Source organism: Leptolyngbya sp. FACHB-321, assembly GCF_014695975.1.
Lineage (GTDB): Bacteria > Cyanobacteriota > Cyanobacteriia > Leptolyngbyales > Leptolyngbyaceae > Stenomitos.
The window spans coordinates 31,357-55,499 of record NZ_JACJPI010000090.1 but is presented as its reverse complement, the minus strand read 5'-3'; the positions used below and the strand labels follow the sequence as shown (position 1 = coordinate 55,499).

General features: G+C 51.0%; 17 protein-coding genes. 10 read left to right on the top strand and 7 right to left on the bottom strand.

Annotation, left to right across the window (positions count from 1 at the left end; translation table 11 throughout):
- The first annotated feature begins 75 nt into the window (after window positions 1-75).
- Window positions 76-372, top strand: a complete 297-nt coding sequence (locus H6F76_RS28830; protein ID WP_190451214.1) for a DUF3493 domain-containing protein — start codon at window positions 76-78, stop codon at window positions 370-372.
- Between the two features lie 4 nt (window positions 373-376).
- On the opposite strand, the gene H6F76_RS28825 is transcribed toward H6F76_RS28830, so the two are convergent.
- A complete protein-coding gene (locus H6F76_RS28825) occupies window positions 377-2,029 on the bottom strand; it encodes a DUF1565 domain-containing protein (protein WP_190513539.1) in 1,653 nt (550 codons plus the stop codon).
- Between the two features lie 370 nt (window positions 2,030-2,399).
- Between H6F76_RS28825 and H6F76_RS28820 the strand changes: the two genes are divergently transcribed.
- Window positions 2,400-2,948: an alpha/beta hydrolase gene (locus tag H6F76_RS28820; protein ID WP_190451673.1), complete on the top strand. Its 549-nt coding sequence runs from the start codon at window positions 2,400-2,402 to the stop codon at window positions 2,946-2,948.
- A gap of 125 nt (window positions 2,949-3,073) precedes the next feature.
- Here H6F76_RS28820 and H6F76_RS28815 read toward each other — a convergent pair whose 3' ends face one another.
- On the bottom strand, window positions 3,074-3,322 hold the full coding sequence (locus H6F76_RS28815; RefSeq protein ID WP_242033627.1) for a hypothetical protein: 249 nt from the start codon (window positions 3,320-3,322) through the stop codon (window positions 3,074-3,076).
- A gap of 387 nt (window positions 3,323-3,709) precedes the next feature.
- Between H6F76_RS28815 and glp the strand changes: the two genes are divergently transcribed.
- Window positions 3,710-5,080 carry a gephyrin-like molybdotransferase Glp gene (gene glp, locus H6F76_RS28810; RefSeq protein WP_190513538.1) on the top strand — a complete coding sequence of 457 codons (1,371 nt, stop codon included), beginning with the start codon at window positions 3,710-3,712 and terminating at the stop codon, window positions 5,078-5,080.
- Between the two features lie 47 nt (window positions 5,081-5,127).
- Window positions 5,128-6,972, top strand: a complete 1,845-nt coding sequence (locus tag H6F76_RS28805) for a glycosyltransferase (RefSeq protein ID WP_190513537.1) — start codon at window positions 5,128-5,130, stop codon at window positions 6,970-6,972.
- Between the two features lie 34 nt (window positions 6,973-7,006).
- Here H6F76_RS28805 and H6F76_RS28800 read toward each other — a convergent pair whose 3' ends face one another.
- Both H6F76_RS28800 and H6F76_RS30110 read right to left on the bottom strand, forming a co-directional pair.
- The gene (locus H6F76_RS28800; protein ID WP_190513536.1) at window positions 7,007-12,988 is read right to left on the bottom strand and encodes a tetratricopeptide repeat protein; all 5,982 of its coding nucleotides are present in this window, start codon (window positions 12,986-12,988) and stop codon (window positions 7,007-7,009) included.
- 56 nt (window positions 12,989-13,044) lie between these two features.
- Window positions 13,045-13,203 carry a hypothetical protein gene (locus tag H6F76_RS30110; protein WP_206754424.1) on the bottom strand — a complete coding sequence of 53 codons (159 nt, stop codon included), beginning with the start codon at window positions 13,201-13,203 and terminating at the stop codon, window positions 13,045-13,047.
- A gap of 360 nt (window positions 13,204-13,563) precedes the next feature.
- Between H6F76_RS30110 and H6F76_RS28795 the strand changes: the two genes are divergently transcribed.
- Window positions 13,564-14,820: a DUF4912 domain-containing protein gene (locus tag H6F76_RS28795; RefSeq protein WP_190513534.1), complete on the top strand. Its 1,257-nt coding sequence runs from the start codon at window positions 13,564-13,566 to the stop codon at window positions 14,818-14,820.
- Window positions 14,821-14,970: 150 nt separating this feature from the next.
- The gene (hisB, locus tag H6F76_RS28790; protein ID WP_190513532.1) at window positions 14,971-15,633 is read left to right on the top strand and encodes an imidazoleglycerol-phosphate dehydratase HisB; all 663 of its coding nucleotides are present in this window, start codon (window positions 14,971-14,973) and stop codon (window positions 15,631-15,633) included.
- Window positions 15,634-15,730: 97 nt separating this feature from the next.
- Here hisB and H6F76_RS28785 read toward each other — a convergent pair whose 3' ends face one another.
- Window positions 15,731-17,137, bottom strand: coding sequence for an aspartate ammonia-lyase (locus H6F76_RS28785; RefSeq protein WP_190513530.1), 1,407 nt, complete (start codon window positions 17,135-17,137; stop codon window positions 15,731-15,733).
- Between the two features lie 356 nt (window positions 17,138-17,493).
- Between H6F76_RS28785 and H6F76_RS28780 the strand changes: the two genes are divergently transcribed.
- Together H6F76_RS28780 and H6F76_RS28775 are read left to right on the top strand one after the other, a co-directional pair.
- Window positions 17,494-17,748: a type II toxin-antitoxin system HicB family antitoxin gene (locus H6F76_RS28780; protein WP_190513528.1), complete on the top strand. Its 255-nt coding sequence runs from the start codon at window positions 17,494-17,496 to the stop codon at window positions 17,746-17,748.
- Window positions 17,748-17,966 (top strand): type II toxin-antitoxin system HicA family toxin, encoded by a 219-nt coding sequence (locus H6F76_RS28775; protein WP_190513526.1) that lies wholly within the window; start codon window positions 17,748-17,750, stop codon window positions 17,964-17,966. Before H6F76_RS28780 ends, H6F76_RS28775 begins: the two co-directional genes overlap by 1 nt.
- Before the next feature lie 144 nt (window positions 17,967-18,110).
- Here the strand turns inward: H6F76_RS28775 and H6F76_RS28770 are convergent, their stop codons facing one another.
- On the bottom strand, window positions 18,111-19,307 hold the full coding sequence (locus H6F76_RS28770) for a membrane dipeptidase (RefSeq protein WP_190513524.1): 1,197 nt from the start codon (window positions 19,305-19,307) through the stop codon (window positions 18,111-18,113).
- Between the two features lie 140 nt (window positions 19,308-19,447).
- Between H6F76_RS28770 and mfd the strand changes: the two genes are divergently transcribed.
- Window positions 19,448-23,056, top strand: coding sequence for a transcription-repair coupling factor (gene mfd, locus H6F76_RS28765; RefSeq protein WP_190513522.1), 3,609 nt, complete (start codon window positions 19,448-19,450; stop codon window positions 23,054-23,056).
- 365 nt (window positions 23,057-23,421) lie between these two features.
- Entirely contained in the window at window positions 23,422-23,829 is a 408-nt protein-coding gene (locus tag H6F76_RS28760) for a response regulator (protein ID WP_190451671.1), read from the top strand.
- A gap of 113 nt (window positions 23,830-23,942) precedes the next feature.
- On the opposite strand, the gene H6F76_RS28755 is transcribed toward H6F76_RS28760, so the two are convergent.
- Window positions 23,943-24,122: a hypothetical protein gene (locus tag H6F76_RS28755; protein ID WP_190451192.1), complete on the bottom strand. Its 180-nt coding sequence runs from the start codon at window positions 24,120-24,122 to the stop codon at window positions 23,943-23,945.
- Between the last annotated feature and the right edge of the window lie 21 nt (window positions 24,123-24,143).

Below are 24,143 nucleotides of genomic sequence, written 5' to 3'. Positions count from 1 at the left end.
GATTAGTATAGCAGGCTTAGGGTTTGTAATGCGTGTAGGGTAGAGAGTATAAGAGCGTAAAAAGGGCAATGAGGTATGGCAAACAATTCCCGCAAAGCAGGCAAACCGTCAACGCTACAGCAGACCGACCCTGAAAAGTATGCCTTTTTGAAAGCAGAGGCAGAGGCTCCCTATCGGGGCTTGCGGAAGTTTGTCTATGTGGCTTTTGCGGCGTCAGGAGCGATCGGTGCTTTCATTTTTGTCACGCAACTGCTGGCAGGGCAAGAGGTAAGCAATACATTGCCAAACCTGGCAATTCAGATTGGCGTTGTGGCGCTGATGCTTTGGCTGCTTCGCCTTGAAGGTAAGGCGGAACGCAAGTCAGACTCTTGACTCCTTACGGCGCTAACACGATATAGGGCGAGGCGATCGCGTTGGCTTTGCCGGCATTAACCATTGCCTGGTAGACAAAGGCAGCAACCTCGGCACGCGTTGCTTGACGAGTCGGGTTGAGTCGCACCAGCGATGGATAATTCACAACAATTTTGCGCTGGGTGGCAGCAGCAACGGCGGTAGTTGCCCAGGATGGAATTTGGGCATCATCTTGATATCTAGACAGAACGCTGGTGTTGCTAGTAGTGAAATTCAACCCATTGGAGAGTGCTACTAACACTTCAACTCTAGGAATCACTTGATTGGGTCTAAAAGTGCCGTTAGGGTAGCCGCGCATAAAGCCACCTCGAGCCGCAGATTGAACTGCCGAGTAGCCCCAAAAGTTACTGCTGATATCTTTAAACTGAGCCACGTTTTGCTTAGCGGATGGTGCAAAGGCTTTGTTGATAATGGCAGCAAATTGCACGCGAGTTACGGAGTCATCTGGACGAAACGTACCACCAGGAAAGCCGCTGATAATGTTTCGCTGTGCTAAAGCGGCGATATATGCTTGCGCCCAATGCCCTTGCACATCAGCAAATTGATCAGCGTTGCCAGAGGCGATCGGGGATGCGCCAAATTCTACAGAACCAGCAACCTTCCTTGAGTCGAGCGTATTGCCTACAGCGTAGAGCGTCTTATTAGTAGTGTTATTGAGGTCGTACTGACGGTTATTGCGAACGATGTTGTTACCATCACTGCCAGTCGTGCCGATGTCAGGTTGAGCGTTACTGGTGGCAACGATGCCATCCCGTTTGTTGTTTTCGATCGTATTGTTCCGCAAGATAGGACGGGCAGCGTCGTTAATATACAGTCCGTCTGTGTTCTCAATAATGCGGTTGCCACTTATCCTGGGTGCCGCGTTACCGCCGATCGCCAGCCCAAAGCCTGTGTTTTGAAACATATTGCTGCGAATTTCGCCCGTAGCACGGTTAGCAACTGAAATGCCATTGCCGCCATTCTGAGTAAACACGCTGTCTGCAATCACCGGATTAGCTGTGCCAGTTACAAAAACGCCTTCCCGATTATTGCGGTTAAACGTGCAGTTCTGGATTTTGGCATTGACTGATTCGATCCAGATACCTGTGCCGCGTGTATTGGGGTTTGTAACCGAAATGCCCCGGATTTCAGTATCTTTGCCTGCCTGAAGCGTTACATTCTGCCGTGCAAACGTTGGGCTAACCAGGTTGCCACCGCCGATAATGGCAACGGTCTGCCCCTTCTCAGATTCTTCGCCCCGAAGCGTGACTCCCGGTGGCACATTAAGCGGAAAGACCTCGCCAGAAGCTTGCGTATAGCTGCCTCGCGCTAACTGGACATAGGTTCCTGGTGTTGCTTGCCGGAGAGCGTAGGTGACCGTGCGGTAAGGGGTAGCCTCATTGCCCGCACCAGGCGCATCGGTACCAGAAGCCGGATTGACATAAAGAAGTGTTGCCGAAAGCGGCGTTTGAGCCAGCAGCACTGGCGCTTTTACCTGAGCGGTGGTTGGCAAAACTAGCCCCAACCCTTGTCCGCCCAGCAGAAGCAGCATGACTAGCCCCAGACGCGGTTTGAAGCTAGTGGCTGAAAAACGGCATCTTTGTAGCCAGCGATCGATCTGAAAGCCCTGGTACGACATAACGTGTGCGCTAATGACGGGGTTGTAGAAGAAACGCAAGGTAAGAAATGAACGCGGTTTAGTATGCCCTAGTAGCGATCGCGCTCATTGCGATCATACTGAAACTGTAATGTCTTGATCTGTCTATTATTTGAATGCCAGAGTGTACCCGCTAATGTGCAATGCGGCGTTCTAAAAGGATGACGCATCGCCAGCACTCTGACATTCTGACAACAGTTAAAGGATGGAAGTTCCAGCGCTGCTCCAGATCGACCATAGGGTTAGGCGCATCTTGCAATCCTTGTATGTCTTGTGCCAGATGTTGTACATCAAGGGAAACGAATACCGTTCAGAGACCGTCAAGGTAATCACTGTTTCCTGCAATCGACCTATGCGCTTCCCACATTCATTGCTCCACTGCTGCCTACTGCTCGCTGCTGGTGCGGGTGCCACGCTTTACAGTACTGCTGGACTGGCAGCAGAGAAAGTTGTCTTACGGTATGGCGTCTTTCAAGAGTCTATTTCTGTTGCCGAGCTATCAAGTTTTGCCGAAACGGGTGAACCCTCGCCGACGCTAGCAGCCTATATGAAGCTGGCAAACAAGGAGCCAGAAGAGATTCGGAATGCGTTGACTAAAGAAGCCAAAGTTAGTGTGGTCGTGCTTGATCGCGCTTTAAATAACTTTGTTGGGGAACGGATACTCGACGAAGTGGGCAAAACTATCCATACCTCTGCTAACACTGCTAACCGTCAGGCATTGCGCTCGTCCCTAGTGCTTTCTGCCAGTGATGATGGCAAACTCTCGCTCATCGAAGCGATCGAAAAATATCCTACTCAAGAAGTGGAAGTAGAAGTTGATCAGCTCGTAGACACTGCTCTCAAACTAAGTGAACTCGAAAGCGGTATCCGCAAAATTCTGGGCGTGTTTGAGAAACTTTAACGCTGTTACCAGTTCCCCATGCAACATATTAAAACCCCTCCTGACCGTTCCTTCTTATAAGGAGCATCAGGAGGGGTTGATTTTATGCGTCGTTAAGACTGCGGTAATGGCACTAACAGAACCGCTTAATAAGCCAGCGTTTCCAGCGTCTCACGCAAGTAGTAGCGCACTAAATGATCTAGGTTTAACCCACTCAAGCGACCATCTGTGTTGCGTTCTAACTGCCAGCGCTCAAACCCAGAGCTAGCGGCGATCGCCTGCTTGAGGTTGTGCCAAATTTCAGAATCGCCGGGGAGCTGGTCTAAAAGTTCTGGCGTTAGCTTGTCTGGCAGGGAAGCATTTCCAAAAGATGGGCGGAACTGTGGATTAGCCATAAACACCTCAAGGAGAATAAACTTCTAAAACGCACCAGTGGTTGGCAGAGTTATGATGCGTTAGGCAGAGCGATTGCAAAAAACTCTCACTCTATTCCAGAATAGCGCACCCCCAAAAATGGAGTGTGATTGCCACAACATTTCAGCATAATGTTTGATTAATTGCAGCGAAAGTTAAAAAATGAAGATAACGCTTTAGACTGAGTTGGCAATGCTATAGCGCTCCTATTTAGATAATGAGAATTACGCTGGTATAAGCGATCAGCAGTCAGCAGTCAGCGGTCAGCAGCTAGCAAAAAAGCTGATCGCTGACCACTAAATGATTGAGCCTTGCTCATAAATGATTTAGGACTGCTATATCTCAAGCTTTAATCTCTTAAGCCTCTTATGATTCCAGTTGAGCAAGCAGAGACAATTATCCTGAGCCTTGTGCAGCCGCTTGATGTCGAGCGTGATAGTGAGATGCTGCCGTTACTAGAGGCACGCGGTCGCATTCTGGCAGGTTCTGTAACCAGTGATCTCGACTTTCCCCACTGGGATAATTCAGCGATGGATGGCTATGCCGTACGTTATGCCGATGTGCAGGCGTGTTCGGCGGAGTCTCCGGTTACGTTAGCGGTCATTGAAACGATCCCGGCGGGCTATCAACCGCAGTGTGTTGTTGAGGCTGGTCAAGCCGCTCGCATTTTAACGGGTTCAGTGATGCCTGCTGGGGCTGATACGATCGTCATACAGGAAGAAACACAGCGGGACGGCGATCAAGTGACCATTCTGGCAGCGCCACAGCCACAGGCGTTTGTCCGTAAGCGAGCAGCCTTTTATCAGTCTGGACAACCGCTTTTGTCATCAGGCTTGCGGCTTCAGGCTCCAGAAATGGCAGTGCTGGCGGCGGCTCAGTGCGCTCAGGTCAAAGTCTACCGACAGCCACGGGTTACTATCCTTTCTACGGGTGACGAACTGGTCAGCATTGATCAGCCGCTTCAGTCGGGTGAAATTGTAGACTCCAACCAGTATGCGCTGGCAAGTTTGATCACTCAGGCTGGTGCAATCCCCATACGGTTAGGAGTGGTACGGGATGAACCAGAGGCGCTGAAACAGGCGATCGCGATCGCTCTTGATCAGTCTGATATAGTGCTTTCCTCCGGTGGTGTCTCTGTCGGTGACTACGACTATGTAGAAGACATTCTTGCGGAGTTGGGTGGCAACATTCACATTCGTGCCGTTGCAGTGAAGCCAGGGAAGCCGTTGACCGTGGCGACGTTTGAGCAGAAGGCAGAAGGCAGAGGGCAGGAGGCAGAGGGCAGAGGGCAGAGGGCAGAGGGCAGAGGGCAGGAGGCAGAGAAGGCTAGGGCGCTTGAGTCGGCAGATTCACGATTCCCACTCTCCAAGGCTGCTACGCTCTACTTCGGTCTTCCTGGCAATCCAGTCTCAGCGCTGGTCACATTTTGTCGCTTTGTAGAGCCAGCGCTACGTAAACTATCAGGCTTACCTGAACGTGCGTGGAAACCAACGTTTGTGAGGGCAAAAACGCAGGTCGATTTGCGATCGAACGGTAAGCGAGAGTCTTATCTTTGGGGACACTTAGATTTGGCGGATGGGCTGTACGAGTTTGCTTTAGCTGGCGGTAGCCACAGTTCGGGAAACTTGATCAATCTAGCTGGTACAAACGGGCTAGCTGTAGTGCCAATTGGAAAAACCCACATTAGCAGTGGCGAGTCGATTTATGTGATGCAAATTGGTCGATCGCTGCAAAGTTAAGGTGGAATAAAGCTTTCGGCACATTGGAGTTACTAAGGTGCAACAGCATGATTCGCTCACTTTCTGTTATTGTCCCGGTGCTAAACAAAGAGCGTGAAATTATTCGCACGCTAGAAAGTATTGATGCCAGCATTGCCTACTTTTATCAGCAGGATAATGTTGAGCACAACGTTTACGCTGAGTTAATTGCGGTTGATGAGGGATCGAGCGATCGCACACTCACACTGCTGGCAGAATTTGGTCGAGATAAGCCTTACTTTCAAGTCATCAAGCACTTTAGAAGCCTGGGCAGTGGTGCCGCTAGAAATACGGGAGTGAAGATTGCTAGGGGCGATATTCTCTTTTTCTGCGATGGGGATGATCTTATGTTCAAAGAACATATTTATCTCTGTTTCATGTTGCTCAATCATCAACCCTCGTCGTCTGAGGCAGCACTCAAACCCCTACAAGTAAAGGTTGGTGAGACCTCCTATCCCTTAACGCTACCGCCCCATCCTGTTGGCATTGTACGGACAGGTGTGCGGCTAGCAGATCCCGTTTACCCAGAATGGAAAGCCGCGATCGAAAATACGATTCCTCTCAACTTATGCCTACGCCGAGACTGCCATGAATTTGTTGAGGGCTTTCCTGAAGCACCCGTTTATAAACAAATTGGTTGTGAAGATGTGTCCTACACGTTATGGCTGTCAAAGTTTTTTAAGGTGTTGAAAGTTGAAATTGAAACGGTTGAATATATTCGCTATCCTGGCAATAATCTGGATCGACAGTTAAAAAAATTTCAAACCCCACCTGATCAGTATCAGGATGAAACGCCTCCTCATGAGAGAGAACTGCACCTTCTACGACGGCGTTTGGAACAAGAGCGCTTTAGTTATCTAGGCGAAAAATTCCGAAAAATTGCTTTAACCACTGAACTAACTGCACAGTTGAACTGGCAGCAGCTAGCTAACGACTATTTATCACAAGGGTGCTATACCGAAGCAATTTCGCTTTATGAACATGGTATGCAAGCGGAACCGGCAACACGTGCAACGGTTAAAAACATTTTAGCCGCCGCTTATAACAATTTTGGCTCAGCATTGCATCAACAAGGCAAGCTAGAAGAAGCGGGCGTTTACTTCAAACAAGCAATTGACCTCAATTCAGCCCTTTCGACTGTTGATCTATCTAGAATTTATTTTAATCTCGGCACCGTTTTATATAAGCAAAACCGGCTTGAACAGGCAATATTGGTTTTGCAGCAAGCCGTGACATTACAGCCAGCGTTTGCAGAAGCGATCGCAGAGCTTGCCAGGGCTAAAAAGCAGTTTCAGCACTTGACTAAAGGCTATCAATTTTCTAGCGAGTTCGCTGACGTTGATCTAAATTTTTTAACCAGCTATCGTCATTTATTGCAGCACGTTGTAGATCTTAAGGCGCTTGAAATTGGATGTCGGGATGGGCGCATTACGTGCTGGCTGCTAGACAATCTTTTGCTGTCTCAAACAGCACACATCACCTGTCTCGATCGCTTTGAAGGCTCATCAGACGGACAACCGCTTTTGACCTGCTTTGAGGCGAATATCGCTCGTACAGGTGCGGCTGAGAAGGTGCAAAAAATTGTTGGCGCTCCCTGCAATGGACTGCGATCGCTACCTCATCACAGCTATCAGCTTCTTTACATCGGTGGCATGAAAACGGCTAGCGAAACACTAGAAATTGCCGTTTTAAGCTGGAGCTTATTAACAGTTGGTAGCCTGATCGTCTTTGAGGATTACGGCGTTAATACAGCACAAAACACGACTCAACTGCTGCCAAAAGGCGCGATCGATGCCTTCATGACTCTTTTTGAAAACAAGACTAAACGGCTACATCAAGGTGGCGTATTACTACTGGAGAAACTAGCAGATTAGTTGTAACCAGCGTTAGTAGTAGAAACGATCGTGGTTAAACGTGTTTCCGGCGTTCCACCCATTGCTCTAATGTCGCTGTCACTTGCTCAAACACCCCTTGCCAACTTCCCCGTTGGCGTTGTCGAAAGAGCCGCATCGTTGGGTACCAGGGACTGTCGTCACGCTCTAGCAACCAGCGCCAATCAGGGGCAAAGGAGAGCAATAACCACACGGGTTTACCCAATGCCCCTGCTAGGTGAGCAACCGCCGTATCAATGGTAATAACTAAATCGAGTTGAGCGATCGCTGCTGCCGTATCAGCAAAATCAGCCAACGTCTGGCTCAAGTCCTGGATTGGCAGGTCAGCCGCCTGCAAATCATTTACGGCAGCACCTTTCTGCAAACTGTAAAAACATACGCCGGGTATCTGGCACAGGTCACGAAAAGGCTCGATCGTGCAGGAACGATAGGGATTGTTTTTGTGGGCAGGGTTACCAGTCCATACAATGCCGACTTTGAGGGGAAGAGAGGCAAGGGGTGAGGGGTGTAGAGTGCTTCCGCTCTGCGGTGGGGACGGGTGAGGCAGGGGAAGCTGAGGCGCGGAGGCAGCGCGGGATGCTTGGAGGTAGGGGATGTCAGCGGGAATCGTTGCCAAAGTTGTGCCCAGAATGTGGGGCAGGCTTAGGAGGGGCGCGTGAACATCAAATGCTGGTAGAGGGCTATCCTGAGCAATCAACTGGTCAATACCTGCCACTGTTTCAAGCAACGGCAGCAGTGAAGGCTGACACTCGACGATCACTCTTCCCCCGTGATTCTGTCCACCAGAATCACCAAAAGCAGCTTGACGCACCAGGGAAACATAACGAATGAACTGGATTGTATCGCCTAAGCCTTGCTCGGCATGGAGCAGAATCGTTTTGCCTTGCAATGGTGAGCCATCCCACAGCGGTTGAGCAAACGATCGCTGTGTCCAACCGGGTTGCTGCCAGCGCCACTCGTATTCCTGAAAACCCTGCTGTAAGTCGCCTGTCAACAGCAGCGCATGACCCAGATTTTTGTGTGCGCCTGCTGATTGGGGGGCAAGCTGAAGCGCCGTACGGTAACGGGCGATCGCTGCCTCTAGCTGACCCAACCGTCGGAGAATAAACCCCTGATTGTAATAAGCATCAGCAAAGTCAGGCTTCAGCGCGATCGCCTGCTCACTATGGAACAGGGCATCCTCCAAACGATCTTGCTCTTGCAGTACGACCGCCAGGTTGTAGTGAGCATCCGCATGATCTGGTTTGAGGGCAATCGCACGGTTGAAGGCGGCGATCGCTGCCTTAATGCTTCCCTGCTCTTGCAACGCGCTACCCAGGTTGCTCCAAGCTTCCGGTGCTTCCGGCTGTAGCTGCACAACCTTCTGAAGGTACGGCAATGCGGCGATCGACTGCCCTGCACGACACAACGCGACGCTGAGAATTTGGAGCGCTGCTACCTGATCAGGCTCTTGCTGCAAAATTTCACGACACACCCGTTCCGCTTCTGTAAACTTGCCGTCATGGTAGTGCTGAAGGGCGGCAGAGAGTAAGGAGGAGGGAGTGGGGAGCAGCGTGCTGTCTGTTTGTCCATGAGATTGTACAGGGGACGTTTGAGCCAGTGCTAACTGCTGACCACTGGTCGATGTCGCTTGCTTCTCTGTAGAAGTTGGCTGACGGCTTGCAAACGGTTGCCCTCTGCCCTCTGCCTTCTGCCTCCCGTCGGCTGACGCTCTGGGAAGCCTGCCTTCTGCCTTCTGCCTTCTGCCTTCTGCCTTCTGCTTACTGACCGCTTCTTGCCTCTGCGGCTCTGTCTCTCTGCCTCTCTGCGGTTGTAGTTTAACTAGTGCGTCTTGTATCTGTTCGATCGCGCCTGCCCAGTCTCCATAGGAAGGCTGACGGAAAATCCGCATAGTGGGATACCAGATGCTATCTTCACGCGCCAGCAACCAGCGCCAATCGGGGGCAAAGGGCAGCAGCAGCCAGATCGGTCTACCGAGTGCGCCTGCCAGATGTGCGGCAGAAGTGTCAACAGCAATGACCAAATCAAGCTGCTGCATTAAGACAGCGGTATCGACGAAATCATGCAGATGCTCTCGCAGGTCATGGATGTGAGGATGTGCCTGCAACCGTGCTAAATCGGCAGAGGACGGTTCTTTTTGCAGGCTATACAGGTCCACATTGGGACGATCGGCTAAGGGCAGCAGGTAATCTAGCGGACAGGCGCGCGTCCGGTTATAGGGGTTTTGGGGGTTGCCTTCCCAGACAATGCCGATTTTGAGGGAGGAGGGAGGAAAGCGGGGTAAGGAGCGAGGAGCAAGGGAAGCGGCGGCTGGTATTTGGAGATAGGGTGTGGTAGCCGGAATCGTTTCTACAGTGGTGCCCAGGATATGAGGCAAGCTCATCAGGGGGGCATGGACATCAAACGGAGGGGGTGGGCTGCCGTAGGAGACGATCGCTGCCACATTGGGTAAGCCCTGAAACAGGTGCATCAATGGTGCATGGCACTCCAGGATGATGTGTCCGCCGCGCTGCGCGACAAGTGGCACGTAGCGAACGAACTGAATCATGTCGCCCATGCCTTGTTCGGCGTGCAGAAAGATAGTTTTGCCGTTAAGGGGAGACCCATCCCAGCGAGGTTGCGGTATCGGTCGCATGGGTTGAAAGGTCGGTAGCTTGACCTGCCAGCGCCATTCGTAAGCGGCAAACCCCGGTAGCAGGTCGCCATTAAGCAAAAGGGTCAGTGCTTTGTTCCAGTGTGCTTCGGCAAAATTTGGCTCGATCGCCGTTGCCTGGTTGTAGTACTGCACTGCCTCTTGCAACTCACCCCGATCGCGAAAGATGTTGCCCCAGTTATTAAATGCTTTGGCATAGTCTGGCTTCAGCGTGATCGCCTGCTTATAGTGAGCGATCGCAGCATCAAAGTCACCCAATTCTTTCAGCGCATTCCCCAAATGGTTGTGTGCCTGTGGAAAGTCGGGTTTCATCGCGATCGCCTGCCGATAACAAGCTGCTGCCTGTTCAAAGTTTCCTTGGGAGAAGTAGATCAAGCCTAAATTATTGTGGGCATCGGCATAGTTGGGTCGAATGGTGATCGCCTGCTCATAGTGAGCAATCGCTTCAGCCATTAAACCTTTATGGCGCAGTGCATTGGCAAAATTATTGTGAGCATCCGCAAAATCTGGCTTCAGGGCGATCGCCTTTTCGTAATGCGCGATCGCCTCATCAATGCGATTGGACTCCTGAAGCGCTACTGCCAAATTGTTGTGAGTATCGTGGTTGTCAGAGTGTGTCGTTAGTGCGCGGCGGTAAAACGCGATCGCCGCCTCAAAGCGTTGTTCCTGATGGGCGATCATTCCCAACAAATGCCATGCATCCGCGTAGTCTTCCTGTGCTTGCAACACCTGATGGCAAAGCTGCTCTGCCTCACGGTAGCGTCCTGCCTGGTGGTGCCGTACAGCGTTTTTAAGAGCTTGTGGGAGTGGGGAGTGGGGAGCGGCGAATCGGGAGTAGGGAGTGGGGAGTAGCGTGTTGTCTGTTTGTACATGAGACGTTTGAGTCAGTTGCGATCGTTGGCTACTGGGCGCTGTCGCTTGCTTCTCTACAGGAATTGGCTGACGAATTGCTACAGGCTGACCGCTGACCGCTGACCGCTTATTGCCCTTTACCTTTTGCCTTTTGCCTTTTGCCTTCTGCCCTCTGCCCTCTACCTTCTGCCCTTTCTCCCTCAACGCTTCCTGCACCTGCGTGATGACACTTTCCCAATCGCCATGTACAGGCTGTCGAAAGAGGCGCATGGTTGGATACCAGGGGCTATCGTGTCGCTGCTGCATCCAACGCCAGTCAGGGGCAAAGGGGAGCAGCAGCCACACAGGTTTGCCTAATGCGCCTGCCAAATGCGCGATCGATGTATCCACCGCAATAATGAGATCAAGTTGCTGGATCAGGGCAGCAGTGTCTACAAAGTCATGCAAGTGTGCTCGTAAATCGTGAACATTGGACTGTGTTTGTAACGAGGCTTGCAATTGCTGCTGGTCGGTTAGTGACGGCTCTTTTTGCAGACTGTAGAGCCGCACATCAGGTAATGCTGCCAGGGTCAGAAGTTGCTCCAGGGGGCAGGAACGGCTGCGGTTGTAGGGATTGAGTGGATTGCCTTGCCAAACGATGCCGATTTTGAGTGGAAGTGAAGAAGTGGAGGGGTGAAGGGGTGAAGCGGGAGTAGGGAGCGAGGGGCGATCGCTGGATAGTGGTAGTTGAAGGTAAGGGATGTCGGCGGGAATCGTTTCTAGAGTGGTGCCTAGAATGTAGGGCAGGCTCAGGAGCGGCGCGTGGACATCAAACGAAGGGAGCGGGCTGCCCTCAGGAATCAGTTGCTGAATACCTGTAACGCCCTGAAGTAGGTTGATGAGGAGCGGTTGGCATTCGACAATGACGTGCCCACCGAGTGCCGCAACGATCGAGGCATAGCGGATAAATTGCAGCGTGTCGCCCATGCCTTGTTCGGTGTAGAGCAGGATGGTTTTGCCGTCGAGCGGTGTGCCGTCCCAGCGAGGTTGCTGGAACGATCGAACTGGGTTTTGCTCTCTAAACTTGCTCCATTGGAGCCGCCACTCGTAGCCAGCAAAGCCTTGTGCCAAGTCGCCTGTAAACAATTGAGTTAGGGCTTTGTTCCACTGTGCTTCGACAAATGCTGGATCGATCGCAAGGGCTCGTTCATAAGCGGTAAAGGCAGCGGCAGTGTCACCATAGTTGCGACGGGCAATGCCCAAGTTGTTGTATGCCCCTAAGTAATGAGGCTGGATGGCAATTGCGGCTTCCAAGTGCTCAAATGCTTCTTCAAACTCGCCATCCTGCTGAAGCAAATTGCCTAAGTTACTGTGAATTTCGGCAGAGTTAGGATTAATGGCTAAGGCTCGGCGGTAACAGTCGATCGCTGCGTCTGGTTTGCCTTGATCCTGATAGGTATTCCCCAGATTGTTGTGAACTTCGGCATAGTCGGGACGCAGGGCAAGCGCCTGTTGAAACTGAGCGATCGCCGCCTCATATTGCTTCTGTGTTCTCAGCACTGCTCCCAGGTTGCTATGCGCTTCTGCGAATTGGGGTCGTAGGGTGAGTGCGCGTTGATAGTGAGCGCTCGCCGCTTCCAGTTGCCCCTGCTCCTGTAGTGCATTACCCAGATTGTTGTGCGCCTCGGGATACGCTTCACGCAGAGTTAGCGCTTGACGGTAAACGATGACAGCTTCCTCTAACTTTCCCTGCTGCTGAAGTGCGGTCGCTAGCCCATGATGAGCTTCAGCATAAGTTGGCTTGAGTGCGATCGCCTGCTGGTAGTGAACGATCGCTGCGTCTGGCTCCCCCTGCTGTTGAAGTGTATTGCCCCAACCATGATGTGCCTCTGGATAGTCAGGCTTGAGTGCGATCGCCTGCTGATACTGGTCAATCGCCTCATCAAGTGTCCCCTGACGTTGTAAGGCAACTGCCAGGTTGTGGTGCGCCTCTGAGTAATTGGGCTTGAGCAGAAGCGCTTCTCGGTAATGGACGATCGCATCCTCTAATTGCCCCTGATCTTTGAGGGCAATGCCCAGGTTATTGTGTGCTTCAGGATAGGCGGGGCGCAGTCTTAGGGCTTGCTGGTAAGCCGCGATCGCATCCTCTAGCTTGCCCAACTCTTTCAACGCATTGCCCAGGTTATTTAACGCTTCCACATGGTCAGGCTGTCGTGCTAACGCCTGCTGATAGTGGGTAACTGCGTCCTCAAGTTTCCCCTGCCCTTTCAGCACAATGCCCATACTGTTATACGCATCAGGGCTATCGGGTTGCAGCAGTAGGACACGCTCAAAGCAGGCGATCGCCTCCTCAAAGCGTTGCTGCTGATAGACCAGCGCTCCCAAGAGATTAAGCACATCAATAGCATTAGGCTGCTGCTCAAGCAGGTGACGGTACGCAGCTTCAGCTTCAGCAATACGCCCGCTACGGTGCCATTGCAAGGCGACAGCTAATGATTCAGGGGGATGCGTCATAGCAGGCTTCCTATCCTGTACTGCCTCGTAATTGTTGTGGTTGTCTATGAGGCAATCTATTCTACCCGCCTCGCAAAGCCAGTAACGCCCAGCGTAATGCCCTGTAACACGAGCGATCGCCCGACCTCCTTAGTGGCTTTAGACCGAGGACAGAAATGATCCTGCTGATTGACTTTGACTGAATGCAAAACACGAACAGAGAACCGCGGAAACAAACGTTTAGACGCGCTCTAGATGAAGCCAACTCTCCTTCACCCTTCTACTCCTTCACCCTTTCACTCCTTTATCTTTCCACTTGCTAGGGATCAAATGTCAGCAGCTCTTGAGCAAGCGATCCCCATAAGCGCGTAATGTCATGAAATCCTGACATTACGATCCCCGTTTTGCCTGAGAATACGTATAAATGCCTAAAATTCAGTGTCTTCCACTCTTGACCCAAATTTTACTTTGTCGCAATATAAGCCTAACGAAGTGATCCCAGCACCTTTGGATCCCTGATCCCAATTGGGATCAGAAGCAACTGATTGAAATCGAGCTAACTAGCAACAAATGCTTAATCTGGAGAGCAAACCGCCATGACTAAAGAACGTCCTCCTCTTGAAGACATGACTTTACGGCAACTCCGCCGAGTTGCCAGTGAATATGGTGTCTCTCGTTATAGCCGGATGCGTAAAGAGCAACTTCTAGCGTCCATTCAAGAAATTCAGCAGCGTACTCAGGGCACATCTATCTCAGCCAGACCATTGGAGGCACAAGCAGAAGTGGAAGCAGCAAAATTTGATTTGGGTCAAGACGATCGTGTGGGTGGTTCATTGTCTGCCGTCGATGAAGGGCTGAATGATCTTCCAGCTGGCTATGGCGAGAGCCGCATTGTGCTGATGCCGCGTGATCCACAGTGGGCGTACACCTATTGGGACATCCCCAATGAACAAAAAGAAGCCTTACGTCACCAAGGTGGACAGCAGATTGCCCTGCGTCTTTATGATGTGACCAACGTTAATTTGGCTTACCAGTCGCCACACAGTATTCAGGAATATCCTAGCGATGAGCTAGCACGGGAGTGGTACTTGCCAATTCCTGTTAGCGATCGCGACTACGTAGTGGATATTGGCTATCGCTGTGCGGATGGTCGTTGGCTGGTGCTGGCTCGCTCTGCGCCAGTGCGAGTGCCACCTGTCTATCCCTCTGACTGGATTGATGATCAGTTCATCACAGTGGCATGGGATGAAACACTGGTTGACAAAACATTCCTGGAACTGGTGCCGCCGAGCGCTCGTCCAGCGACGACAGGTGTGGTTGCAGGTGCCGCTACAGGTACGGGCAACGCCATCTACGATCAAATTTTTGGTTTGGCAGAAGCGACCGAAGTGCAGCGAGTAGCAGGTTCCCTCTATGGCTCTATGCAACAGGTGCCCGTGCATGAGCAAGCCATTAGTTCCTATGTCTTTCCCTCTGGTGCTGGTGCTTGGGCACTTCCCACCACATCCGGTCTTACAATGTCAGGCGTTGGGATGTCAGGCGTTGGGTTCTCTGCCTCTGCACCTCCTATCCGTCCTCGTCAGTTTTGGCTAGTTGCGGATGCTGAGTTGATTGTCTATGGTGCAACGGAACCCGATGCGACGGTTACGATCGGCGGTCGTCCAATTAAGCTGAACTCGGATGGCACCTTCCGCTTTCAAATGTCGTTCCAGGATGGTTTGATCGATTACCCGATTCTTGCAGTCGCGGCTGATGGTGAACAGAACCGTGCGATCCACATGAAGTTCAATCGCGAAACTCCTGAACGGCGCACCAATACAAAAGCTGAAGCGGTTCAAGAGTGGCTTGCCTAGTCTAAGTAAGACAGCATTCCGTACTCCCTTTGCCCCCGATCGCATGATTGGGGGCTTTTTGCTGAGTCGGCTGCAAGGCACTCATCTTTGCCAAAAATGCTGATAATGAGTTATTGCCGCTCGATATACACCTCTCAACGCACAAACGCCATGCAGACCAGCGATGCTCTTACAGAGTCACGACATGAACGCCTCACGAACCTTACTCAGAATTTGACCGGACTCAATCGTGTTGCCTCGGTGAGCCGCACCACAGGCGAAACAGACGTGCAGGTAACGCTGAATCTGGATGGCACTGGACAATGCACCGCCAAAACTGGGGTGCCCTTTTTGGATCATATGCTGCACCAAATTGCCTCGCATGGGCTGCTGGATCTGGATGTGCGGGCGACAGGCGACATCGAGATTGATGATCACCATACCAACGAAGATGTGGGCATTACGCTAGGGATGGCTTTGGCAAAGGCACTGGGCGATCGCAAAGGCATTGTCCGCTTTGGTCACTTTGTTGCGCCGTTGGACGAAGCCTTGATTCAGGTGGCGCTTGATTTTTCGGGCCGTCCTCATCTCAGCTATGGGCTAGAAATCCCCACACAGCGTGTTGGCACCTACGATACGCAGTTAGTGCGCGAGTTCTTTGTAGCGATCGTCAACCATGCCCAAATGACGCTACATATTCGCCAACTGAACGGCATTAATTCCCACCACATCATCGAAGCAACGTTTAAGGCACTGGCGCGATCGCTCCGTATGGCGGTCGAAATTGATCCCAGGCGGGCGCATACGATCCCCAGTTCTAAAGGTGTGTTGTAAAAGAAGGCAGAGGGCAGAAGGCAGAGGGCAGAAGGCTGACCGCTGACCCCTAAAAACGACTGGTTCTTGACACATCCCAAACGCCTGTCACTGCCTCCTAGAGTGTTGGAATCTGGCTCATTTGTTCTAGATTCAGCACCTCTGCCAGCGTTGCAGCATTCATCAAGCCTCGCTCTAGCACGATTTCGCGGAGTGATTTGCCTGTTTCAAGGGATTCTTTCGCCACGGCAGCGGCATTGAGATAGCCAATATGTGTGTTAAGTGCAGTTACTAACGCCAAACTACCCTCTGCGTAAGCAAGACAGCGATCACGATTGGCAGTAATGCCTTTAATACCTTTCTCGGCAAGCGCGGCGATCGTATTGCCGAGAATCTCGATACTATGAATCAGATTGTAGGCAATGAGGGGCATCATCACGTTCAGTTCAAGTTGTCCTGCCTGGGCAGCAAGGGCGATCGCGCTGTCGTAGCCCATGACCTGAAAGCACACCATTGAGGTCATTTCTGCCATCACGGGATTGTATTTCCCTGGCATGATGGACGAGCCAGGCTGAACGGGCGGCAGTTGAATTTCTTTGAAGCCAGTCTTCGGTCCCGAATCAAGCAGGCGCAGATCGTGGGAAATTTTGACGCAATCTTGCGCCAGGTTTCGTAAAGAGCTAGAGACGTTCACGAAAGGAGCCATGCTTTGCATTGCTGCCATCAAATTTGGTGCTGGTCGCAACGGTTGATCGATCAAATCCGACAGGATTTCTGCTACGCGAAAGCGATACTGCGGATGGGTATTGAGTCCGGTGCCTGCTGCACTTCCGCCTAAGCCAAGCACCATCAAATCTTTAGAAGCCGTTTCAATGCGAAGCAGATGTTCGCTCAAGATCTGTGCCCAGGCGCGGAAGTTGTCGCCTAATCGCACTGGCACCGCGTCTTGTAAGTGCGTCCTACCCGATCGGATCACGTCTTGAAATTCCTGCCCTTTGGCTTCTAGTGCTGCGATCGCCCCTGCCAACGCCGGGTACAGCGATCGCTCCAACGCCAACAGCCCACCGAGCCGAATTGCTGTCGGAATCACATCATTAGTGGATTGCCCGTAGTTCACATGATCATTGGGGTTCAGCCGTTTGTAGTTACCTTTGACATCACCTAGAAGCTCCAGTGCCCGATTTGCCAGCACTTCATTCACATTCATGTGATGCGATGTGCCTGCACCTGCTTGATATACATCCACCACGAACTGATCGCGCAGCTTGCCGTTTAGCACTTCGTCGGCTGCCTGCACGATCGCCTGACTGATTTCAGGTGTGATGCAATCGAGTTCACCGTTGGCGATCGCGGTTGCCTTCTTAATCAGCACACAAGCATCAACATAGGTTGGCAAGGGCTTTAAGCCGCTAATCGGAAAGTTCTCGATCGCCCGTAGCGTCTGAATGCCATAGTACGCCGTATCGGGAAGCTGCCGATCGCCCATCGAATCTTTCTCAACGCGATACGCTTCTGGGTTCGTCATAAGGTTACTCTGGGGATTCTGGTCTGCTTGCTTTCACCAATATTCCACACGTTAGCGCTGAAGCGGTCACTTGCGATACTCCATCCCCAGACGTAAGGATTGCTCGAATGTTAAAATCCAAAAAAGTGGCTCTGTCAAAATGATGACTAAGCTTAACTTCCAGGAAATGAGCAAACGCGAACTACGAGCCTATGTGCTGGCTCATCGGACGATGATGAGACGTTCCATGCGTACATGGCTTAACTCAGTAGTGAAGAAAATTGGATTACGTCTCCTCCCTTAAAATCCCTCGACGATTTGGAGAATTATCCCGAAGTGCTACAACAATTTTGCCGCGATGCAAAACGGAGAACCTGATGATTGCTGAATACATCAAGCTGGCAATGAGCAAGGCTACTTACGAAATCTTGGAAGGCAATGAAGGCTTCTTTGGCTCGATCCCTGGCTTTCAAGGTGTGTGGGCAAACGCTGATACGTTGGAAGCCTGCCGCAATGAATTGGCGGAAGCGTTAGAAGGTTGGATTCTGCTAGGTATTTATCTTCATCACCCAATTCCAGTGCTAGAAGGACTTGATTTGAATATTCAAGCGCTTGAATCTGAGGTTGCGTAATGCCTCCATTCAGATCAATCAAGCGCTCAGACCTGATTTACTATCTCAAAGCGGCTGGATTCAGCGGACCGTTCCCAGGCGGAAAGCATCAATACTTGGTCAAAGACAGCCTCAGAGTGCGAATCCCGAATCCTCATAAACAAGACATTAGTAAACACTTGCTTGCCGAGATTTTGAAACAAGCTGGTATCAGCCGGGATGAATGGGAAGGGTTATAAAACTAATCAACGTCCGTTACGGCATCGCGCTTATCCTCAAACGAGCGATCACCTGATCGGGTATGTTTGAGTTTCGCTTCACGTAATGGTTAATGGACGAAGGCTTGACAAGGCTTAAACCAATCGATGGTAAGGGCAATCTTGCTATTTTTCTGGGAGAAGAGCTTGTAGGAGATTGAGGACATTTAACCCCATTATCTTCTCAATTTCTTGCTTAGAAAAGCCTTCTACTAATAACGCATTGGTAACTTGAACCATATCAGCAACATCAAACGGAAGCCGGACAGCACCATCAAAATCTGAACCAAGCGCAACGTGATTAACGCCAACTAAATCTGTTGCGTAACGGATAGCGCGAGCGATCGCGGCTGCATCATTTCCGCAGGTTGCCGTTTTCCAAAAACCAATGCCAATCACTCCTTTATGTTGAGCGATTTGTTGTATTTGGCGATCGCTCAGATTTCTAGCATTGCTGCAGGTTCCCTGCACACCTGTGTGAGAAACCAATACAGGGTTGTTGGTGAAATCTAGCACCTCATCAATTGTTTGAGATGAGGCATGAGCCAAGTCGATAATCATATGACGGCTTTCCATCAGTCGTACTACCTCACGACCAAACGAAGTCAGTCCTCCCTTTTTGATTCCATGCGCAGAGCCACTTACGTCATTATCAAAGAAATGAGCTAACCCAATGAGCCGAAAGCCCGCTTTGTAAAAACGATCGACATTTTCAATCTTGCCTTCTAAGGCATGTGCGCCCTCTAAACCTAATAAACCCGCTGTGATTTGTACATTACGCTGTCTTGCAGCAAGATAATTGCTTAAATCTTGCTTTGATGCAATGACTTTGAACTTTCCTTGGGTACTTGATTCAAAAGATTTCAGTCTTCTAGCTTGATATAAAGCACGTTCTGAAAGGCTAAACCAAGTCGGAATGCTCCAACGTTGTAAAACGGCAAGTTTTGTAACGTCATCACTGCGATCGCTATTATTTTCTAAAAGTAATGGAGCTGGAACTTTAGTTACGCTTGTAAAAACTTGTAAGGCAACGTTCCCTTGAATAAGCCGTGGAATATCAACATGACCGTAGTTTATCAATTTGGATAAGTCACTGCCCCACAGCAGTGAGTCTGCATGTAAATCAGCAATAGCCAGAGATTTGTGCAGCGTTTGAGCAGCCTCTGAAATTGGTTGCGTTCTGTTGGCATCAATGGGGTTGAATCGCTTTGCAACAAAAGATGGACCGAAAGAGAAAGTGACAACAGCCAACGCTATGGCTACAACTATGAGGCTAATTAGTCCAAAGAAGATAACTCTTTTTACTCGTCTTTTCCGGTTCATGCTGGTCTTACAAAGAACTTGAATCGTGCTGATTATTCTACAAAGGGCTACAGCGACCTCCTCAAAGGTAACTCAGCAGCATAGCAAGCCCTTTATCATGAAGATAGGTAACTCCTCTCGACAGGCTTCGCGGTTTCAACATGGCGTTTTCTTCTATCACTCGTGCGCTGGGGCGATCGCCCCTCACCACCGAACTCTTAGCGAAACTTCAGCAGCATCAATATCTGAGGTTAAACGGCTTGGCACGGTTGCCCAAGGGCTTAGTTAGTTCTGCCCTGGCGCAGGCGCAGTCTCGTAATCTACTGGTCGTCACTGCCACGCTGGAAGAAGCCGGACGCTGGACTGCCCAACTCGACGCAATGGGCTGGCAAACCGTTCACTTCTACCCCACATCCGAATCATCACCCTACGAGCCATTTGATCCTGAATCGGAGATGGTTTGGGGGCAGTTGCAGGTGTTGGCGGATCTTCTAAGGGATGAAGGCGGAGGGATGAAGGCGGAAGCCCAACCTTCATCCTTTAGCCTTCATCCTTCATCCTTCGCCATTGTCACTACTGAACGTGCCCTTCAGCCTCACTTGCCTCCTGTTTCTGCCTTTAAGCCCTACTGCTTAACGCTGAAGCGAGGCACAGAGTTAAACCTGGAAACATTGGGGCATGAATTGGCGCGGCTAGGCTACGATCGCGTCCCCCTGGTTGAGACAGAAGGGCAGTGGAGTCGGCGGGGAGACATTATTGACGTGTTTCCGGTTGCGTCTGAATTGCCGATGCGGTTAGAGCTTTTTGGCGATGAGTTGGACCAAATTCGAGAGTTTGACCCAGCAACCCAGCGATCGCTCGATCGCATTGAGCAACTCGTTCTCACTCCCACAAACTTTGCGCCCATTATTCAAACGGCGCTCACAGGCAGTAAAGCCAATGCCATAAAAGCGTTTTTGTCGGAAGAAGAGCAGGAGAAGTTTGATCAGGGGCTAATGCCGGAAGGCTCCCGTCGCTTTTTGGGTCTTGCGTTTGACAAACCTGCATCGCTGCTAGATTATCTACCCGAAAACACGCTGATCGCGATCGACGAACCCGATCAATCAGAAGCGCACGGTGATCGCTGGTTTGAGCACGCCGAAGAGCAGTACGAAGAAGGTAGAAGGCAGAAGGCAGAGGGCAACGTTATTGAATCTACAGGCGAAGCAAGAGTAGATAACGTTGGAAGAAGGCTGGATTTTCCCCGTATTCACCGGACGTTTGCAGAATCGTTGGCAGAGGTCGAACTCTTCGATCGCCTTTACCTGTCCGAACTGGCAGAAGAACCGAAGGTACGAACCGCACAGGATAAGGGTCCTGCTCCAATTAATTTGGCGAGTCGATCGGTGCCTGCCATTCCCCATCAGTTTGGCAGGCTGGCGGAAACCCTGCGGGATGAGCGCGATCGCGGCTTTTCGATTTGGCTAGTGTCGGCACAACCGTCGCGATCGGTGTCCTTGCTGCAAGAACACGATTGTCCAGCGCAGTTTATCCCAAATCCGCGCGATTTCTTAGCAATCGATAAGCTTCAGGTGCAGCATGTCCCCGTTGCAGTGAAATACTCTGGCTTGGCGGAACTGGAAGGCTTTATTTTGCCGACTTTCCGCCTGGTTGTCGTGACCGATCGGGAGTTTTTCGGTCAACATTCCCTGGCAACGCCCAGTTACGTCCGCAAACGTCGGCGGGCTGCCTCTAAACAGGTTGATCCCAACAAGTTGCGTCCCGGCGATTACGTCGTGCATAAAAATCACGGCGTGGGTCGCTTCCTCAAGCTCGAAAGCCTGACGCTCAACCATGAAACCCGCGAGTATTTGGTCTTGCAATATGCCGATGGCTTGCTGCGGGTAGCAGCAGATCAACTTAGTTCGCTCTCGCGCTTTCGGGGGGCAGGCGACACCACGCCTGAACTCAACAAGATGTCTAGCAAAGCCTGGGAGCGCACTAAGAGCAAAGTCCGCAAAGCGATTAAGAAAGTGGCAGTGGACTTGCTTCAGCTTTATGCTCAACGAGCGCAACAAACTGGCTTTACCTATCCCGCTGATATGCCCTGGCAGGAAGAAATGGAAGAGTCGTTTCCCTATCAGCCCACGCCAGATCAACTGAAAGCAACGCAGGATGTGAAGCAGGATATGCAGAGCGATCGCCCCATGGATCGGCTTGTCTGCGGCGATGTCGGTTTTGGTAAAACAGAGGTTGCCATTCGCGCTATTTTCAAAGCGGTGACGGCTGGCAAACAAGTGGCAATGTTGGCTCCTACAACCATCCTGACGCAGCAGCACTACCACACGCTAAAAGAACGGTTTGCACCTTACCCCATTCAAATCGGCTTATTGAACCGCTTTCGTAGCCCGCAAGAGCGCAAGGACATCATCCAACGGCTCAAAACGGGCGAACTGGACATTGTAGTTGGCACCCATCAACTGCTAAGTAAGGACGTGCAGCCAAAGGATTTAGGCTTGCTCGTAGTGGATGAAGAACAACGCTTTGGCGTGAACCAGAAGGAGAAAATCAAATCGCTCCGTACGCAGGTTGACGTGCTAACTCTCAGCGCTACGCCGATTCCCCGCACCCTCTACATGGCGCTTTCGGGCGTGCGTGAGATGAGCCTGATCACGACTCCGCCGCCCTCTCGTCGTCCGATTAAAACGCACTTGTCGCCTTACGACCCCGAAGTGATGCGTACCGCTATGCGGCAAGAACTCGATCGCGGTGGGCAAATCTTCTATGTCGTGCCCCGTGTAGAAGGTATCGAAGAGATTGGCACACGCATCCGTGAAATGATACCGGGAATTCGCATTGCGATCGCTCATGGACAGATGCCCGAAGCTGAACTTGAAACGACCATGCTGACCTTCAGCGAAGGCGAAGCAGACATTCTTCTCTGCACCACCATTATCGAATCGGGGTTGGATATTCCCCGCGTTAACACCATCCTGATTGAAGACGCGCAGCGGTTTGGGTTGTCGCAGCTTTACCAGTTGCGGGGACGAGTCGGGCGGGCAGGCATTCAGGCGCACGCATGGCTGTTTTACCCCAAGCAAAGCCAGCTAACGGATACCGCACGTCAGCGTTTACGAGCCATTCAAGAATTCGCGCAGCTTGGCTCTGGTTATCAACTCGCTGTACGGGATATGGAAATTCGCGGTGTGGGCAACCTGCTGGGTGCGGAGCAGTCTGGGCAACTGGATGCGATCGGCTTTGATCTTTACATTGAGATGCTGGAAGAAGCGATCGGCGAAATCCGTGGGCAGGAAATCCCCACTGTCGATGACACCCAGATTGACCTCAACCTGACCGCGTTCATTCCGGCTGATTACATCCCTGATCTTGATCAAAAAATGAGTGCCTATCGTGCTGTTGCCTCTGCCGAAGGCAAGCAAGAATTGACGCAGATCGCCGCCGACTGGAGCGATCGCTATGGTGCCATCCCTGCTGCTGCCCTTCAGCTCATCCGCATTGTGGAACTAAAGCAAGTAGCTAAAAAGTGCGGTTTCTCTCGCATCAAGCCTGATGGCACTCAGCATATTGTGCTGGAAACACCAATGGCAGAACCTGCCTGGAATCTACTTAAGGCTAATCTGCCGGATCATTTGCATTCGCGCTTTGTCTACACACCAGGGAAGGTGACAGTGCGAGGACTGGGAGCGTTGAAGGCAGAACAACAGCTTGATAGCTTGCTCAACTGGCTCAGTCGAATGCAAGGTGCCTTACCAGAACCCGCGATCGTCTGAAGCCAAATACATCTGCGTTTCCACCTCAATGCTAGAGCACGTTTGACAAAAAGGGCGCTTCTTAAACTGAAGGCCTCCCAACTACGAGTTACTATTGGCACAGATATTTGGGAACAATTACTGAGTGATCTTGATCGCAGACGAAGCTTTTAATTTGATGTACTTCTAATACTCTCAGGGGTAGTAGGAACTAGTCGATGTGCTCACTCATTGAGTCATCAAAGGCTTAACGTGTCAATTTTTGTTGCTAGAGTGATTTGCGTAAGTGCCATATGGCACACAAAACATTTGCATCTAAGCGCAATTCAAGTACAGCAGCAGTGGCTAGATAGCTGATTACAACGTGACTCAAACTCATGCACACAATGATCGCTGCTCCGATGTCTCAGTTAAACTCCAGTATCCGCCTCTTACTGATCGAAGATAATGATATCAGTCGTCAACTGATGCATGACTTTTTAGGGCACTGTGGCTATTGTGTCCGTAGTCTTGCAAGTGGCTCGACGTTTGCTCAAGAAATGGCGCAGTTTCGACCGCACCTGGTTTTGCTCGACCTAAAACTGCCAGATGTTGATGGGTTTACGTTGCTGGAGCAGGCGCAACAAGCATCAGAGTGGTCAGAAATCCCAATTATTGTTGTTTCAGCGTTTGCCTTTCAGTCCGATCGACAGCGTGCCTTAAATTTAGGTGCGCGGCAATATTTGGTCAAGCCTGTGGTGCTACCGCAAATTCAGCAGGCTATTAGTGATGAACTAAAGCACCGCATGATTTAAGCAACCGTTCTACTTAATAAACTGTTCTACTTAACCAACCGTTCTACTGATCAATGCAGTTCGTTCTCGATCGCCACGCTAAAGAACGTTTCAAGTAGAACGATCACAAGTCATTATTGACCTTTTTGTTGAGAAACAAAGGTTTCGACTCGTCGGCTCAGTGCCTGCACGGTGTTACCAGCTTGAGAAACCTGAGCGGAAAGTTCTGCAATCAATAGGGTTGCAGCTTGAAGCTGGTTAAGGGCTTGTTCTAGTTCTTCACGGGTTTGTGATTCAAACTCTTCGAGCGTCATATGACAATAATCAGTGTACGT

Excerpts from the sequence above, each read along its gene's own strand:
- H6F76_RS28795 (WP_190513534.1), top strand. The coding sequence starts at position 13,564 with ATGACTAAAGAACGTCCTCCTCTTGAAGACATGACTTTACGGCAACTC.
- H6F76_RS28760 (WP_190451671.1), top strand. The coding sequence starts at position 23,422 with ATGATCGCTGCTCCGATGTCTCAGTTAAACTCCAGTATCCGCCTCTTA.
- hisB (WP_190513532.1), top strand. The coding sequence starts at position 14,971 with ATGCAGACCAGCGATGCTCTTACAGAGTCACGACATGAACGCCTCACG.
- H6F76_RS28785 (WP_190513530.1), bottom strand. The coding sequence starts at position 17,137 with ATGACGAACCCAGAAGCGTATCGCGTTGAGAAAGATTCGATGGGCGAT.
- H6F76_RS28805 (WP_190513537.1), top strand. The coding sequence starts at position 5,128 with ATGATTCGCTCACTTTCTGTTATTGTCCCGGTGCTAAACAAAGAGCGT.
- mfd (WP_190513522.1), top strand. The coding sequence starts at position 19,448 with ATGGCGTTTTCTTCTATCACTCGTGCGCTGGGGCGATCGCCCCTCACC.
- H6F76_RS28780 (WP_190513528.1), top strand. The coding sequence starts at position 17,494 with ATGATTGCTGAATACATCAAGCTGGCAATGAGCAAGGCTACTTACGAA.
- H6F76_RS28815 (WP_242033627.1), bottom strand. The coding sequence starts at position 3,322 with ATGGCTAATCCACAGTTCCGCCCATCTTTTGGAAATGCTTCCCTGCCA.
- H6F76_RS28830 (WP_190451214.1), top strand. The coding sequence starts at position 76 with ATGGCAAACAATTCCCGCAAAGCAGGCAAACCGTCAACGCTACAGCAG.
- H6F76_RS28770 (WP_190513524.1), bottom strand. The coding sequence starts at position 19,307 with ATGAACCGGAAAAGACGAGTAAAAAGAGTTATCTTCTTTGGACTAATT.
- H6F76_RS28820 (WP_190451673.1), top strand. The coding sequence starts at position 2,400 with ATGCGCTTCCCACATTCATTGCTCCACTGCTGCCTACTGCTCGCTGCT.
- H6F76_RS28825 (WP_190513539.1), bottom strand. The coding sequence starts at position 2,029 with ATGTCGTACCAGGGCTTTCAGATCGATCGCTGGCTACAAAGATGCCGT.
- glp (WP_190513538.1), top strand. The coding sequence starts at position 3,710 with ATGATTCCAGTTGAGCAAGCAGAGACAATTATCCTGAGCCTTGTGCAG.
- H6F76_RS28775 (WP_190513526.1), top strand. The coding sequence starts at position 17,748 with ATGCCTCCATTCAGATCAATCAAGCGCTCAGACCTGATTTACTATCTC.
- H6F76_RS28800 (WP_190513536.1), bottom strand. The coding sequence starts at position 12,988 with ATGACGCATCCCCCTGAATCATTAGCTGTCGCCTTGCAATGGCACCGT.
- H6F76_RS28755 (WP_190451192.1), bottom strand. The coding sequence starts at position 24,122 with ATGACGCTCGAAGAGTTTGAATCACAAACCCGTGAAGAACTAGAACAA.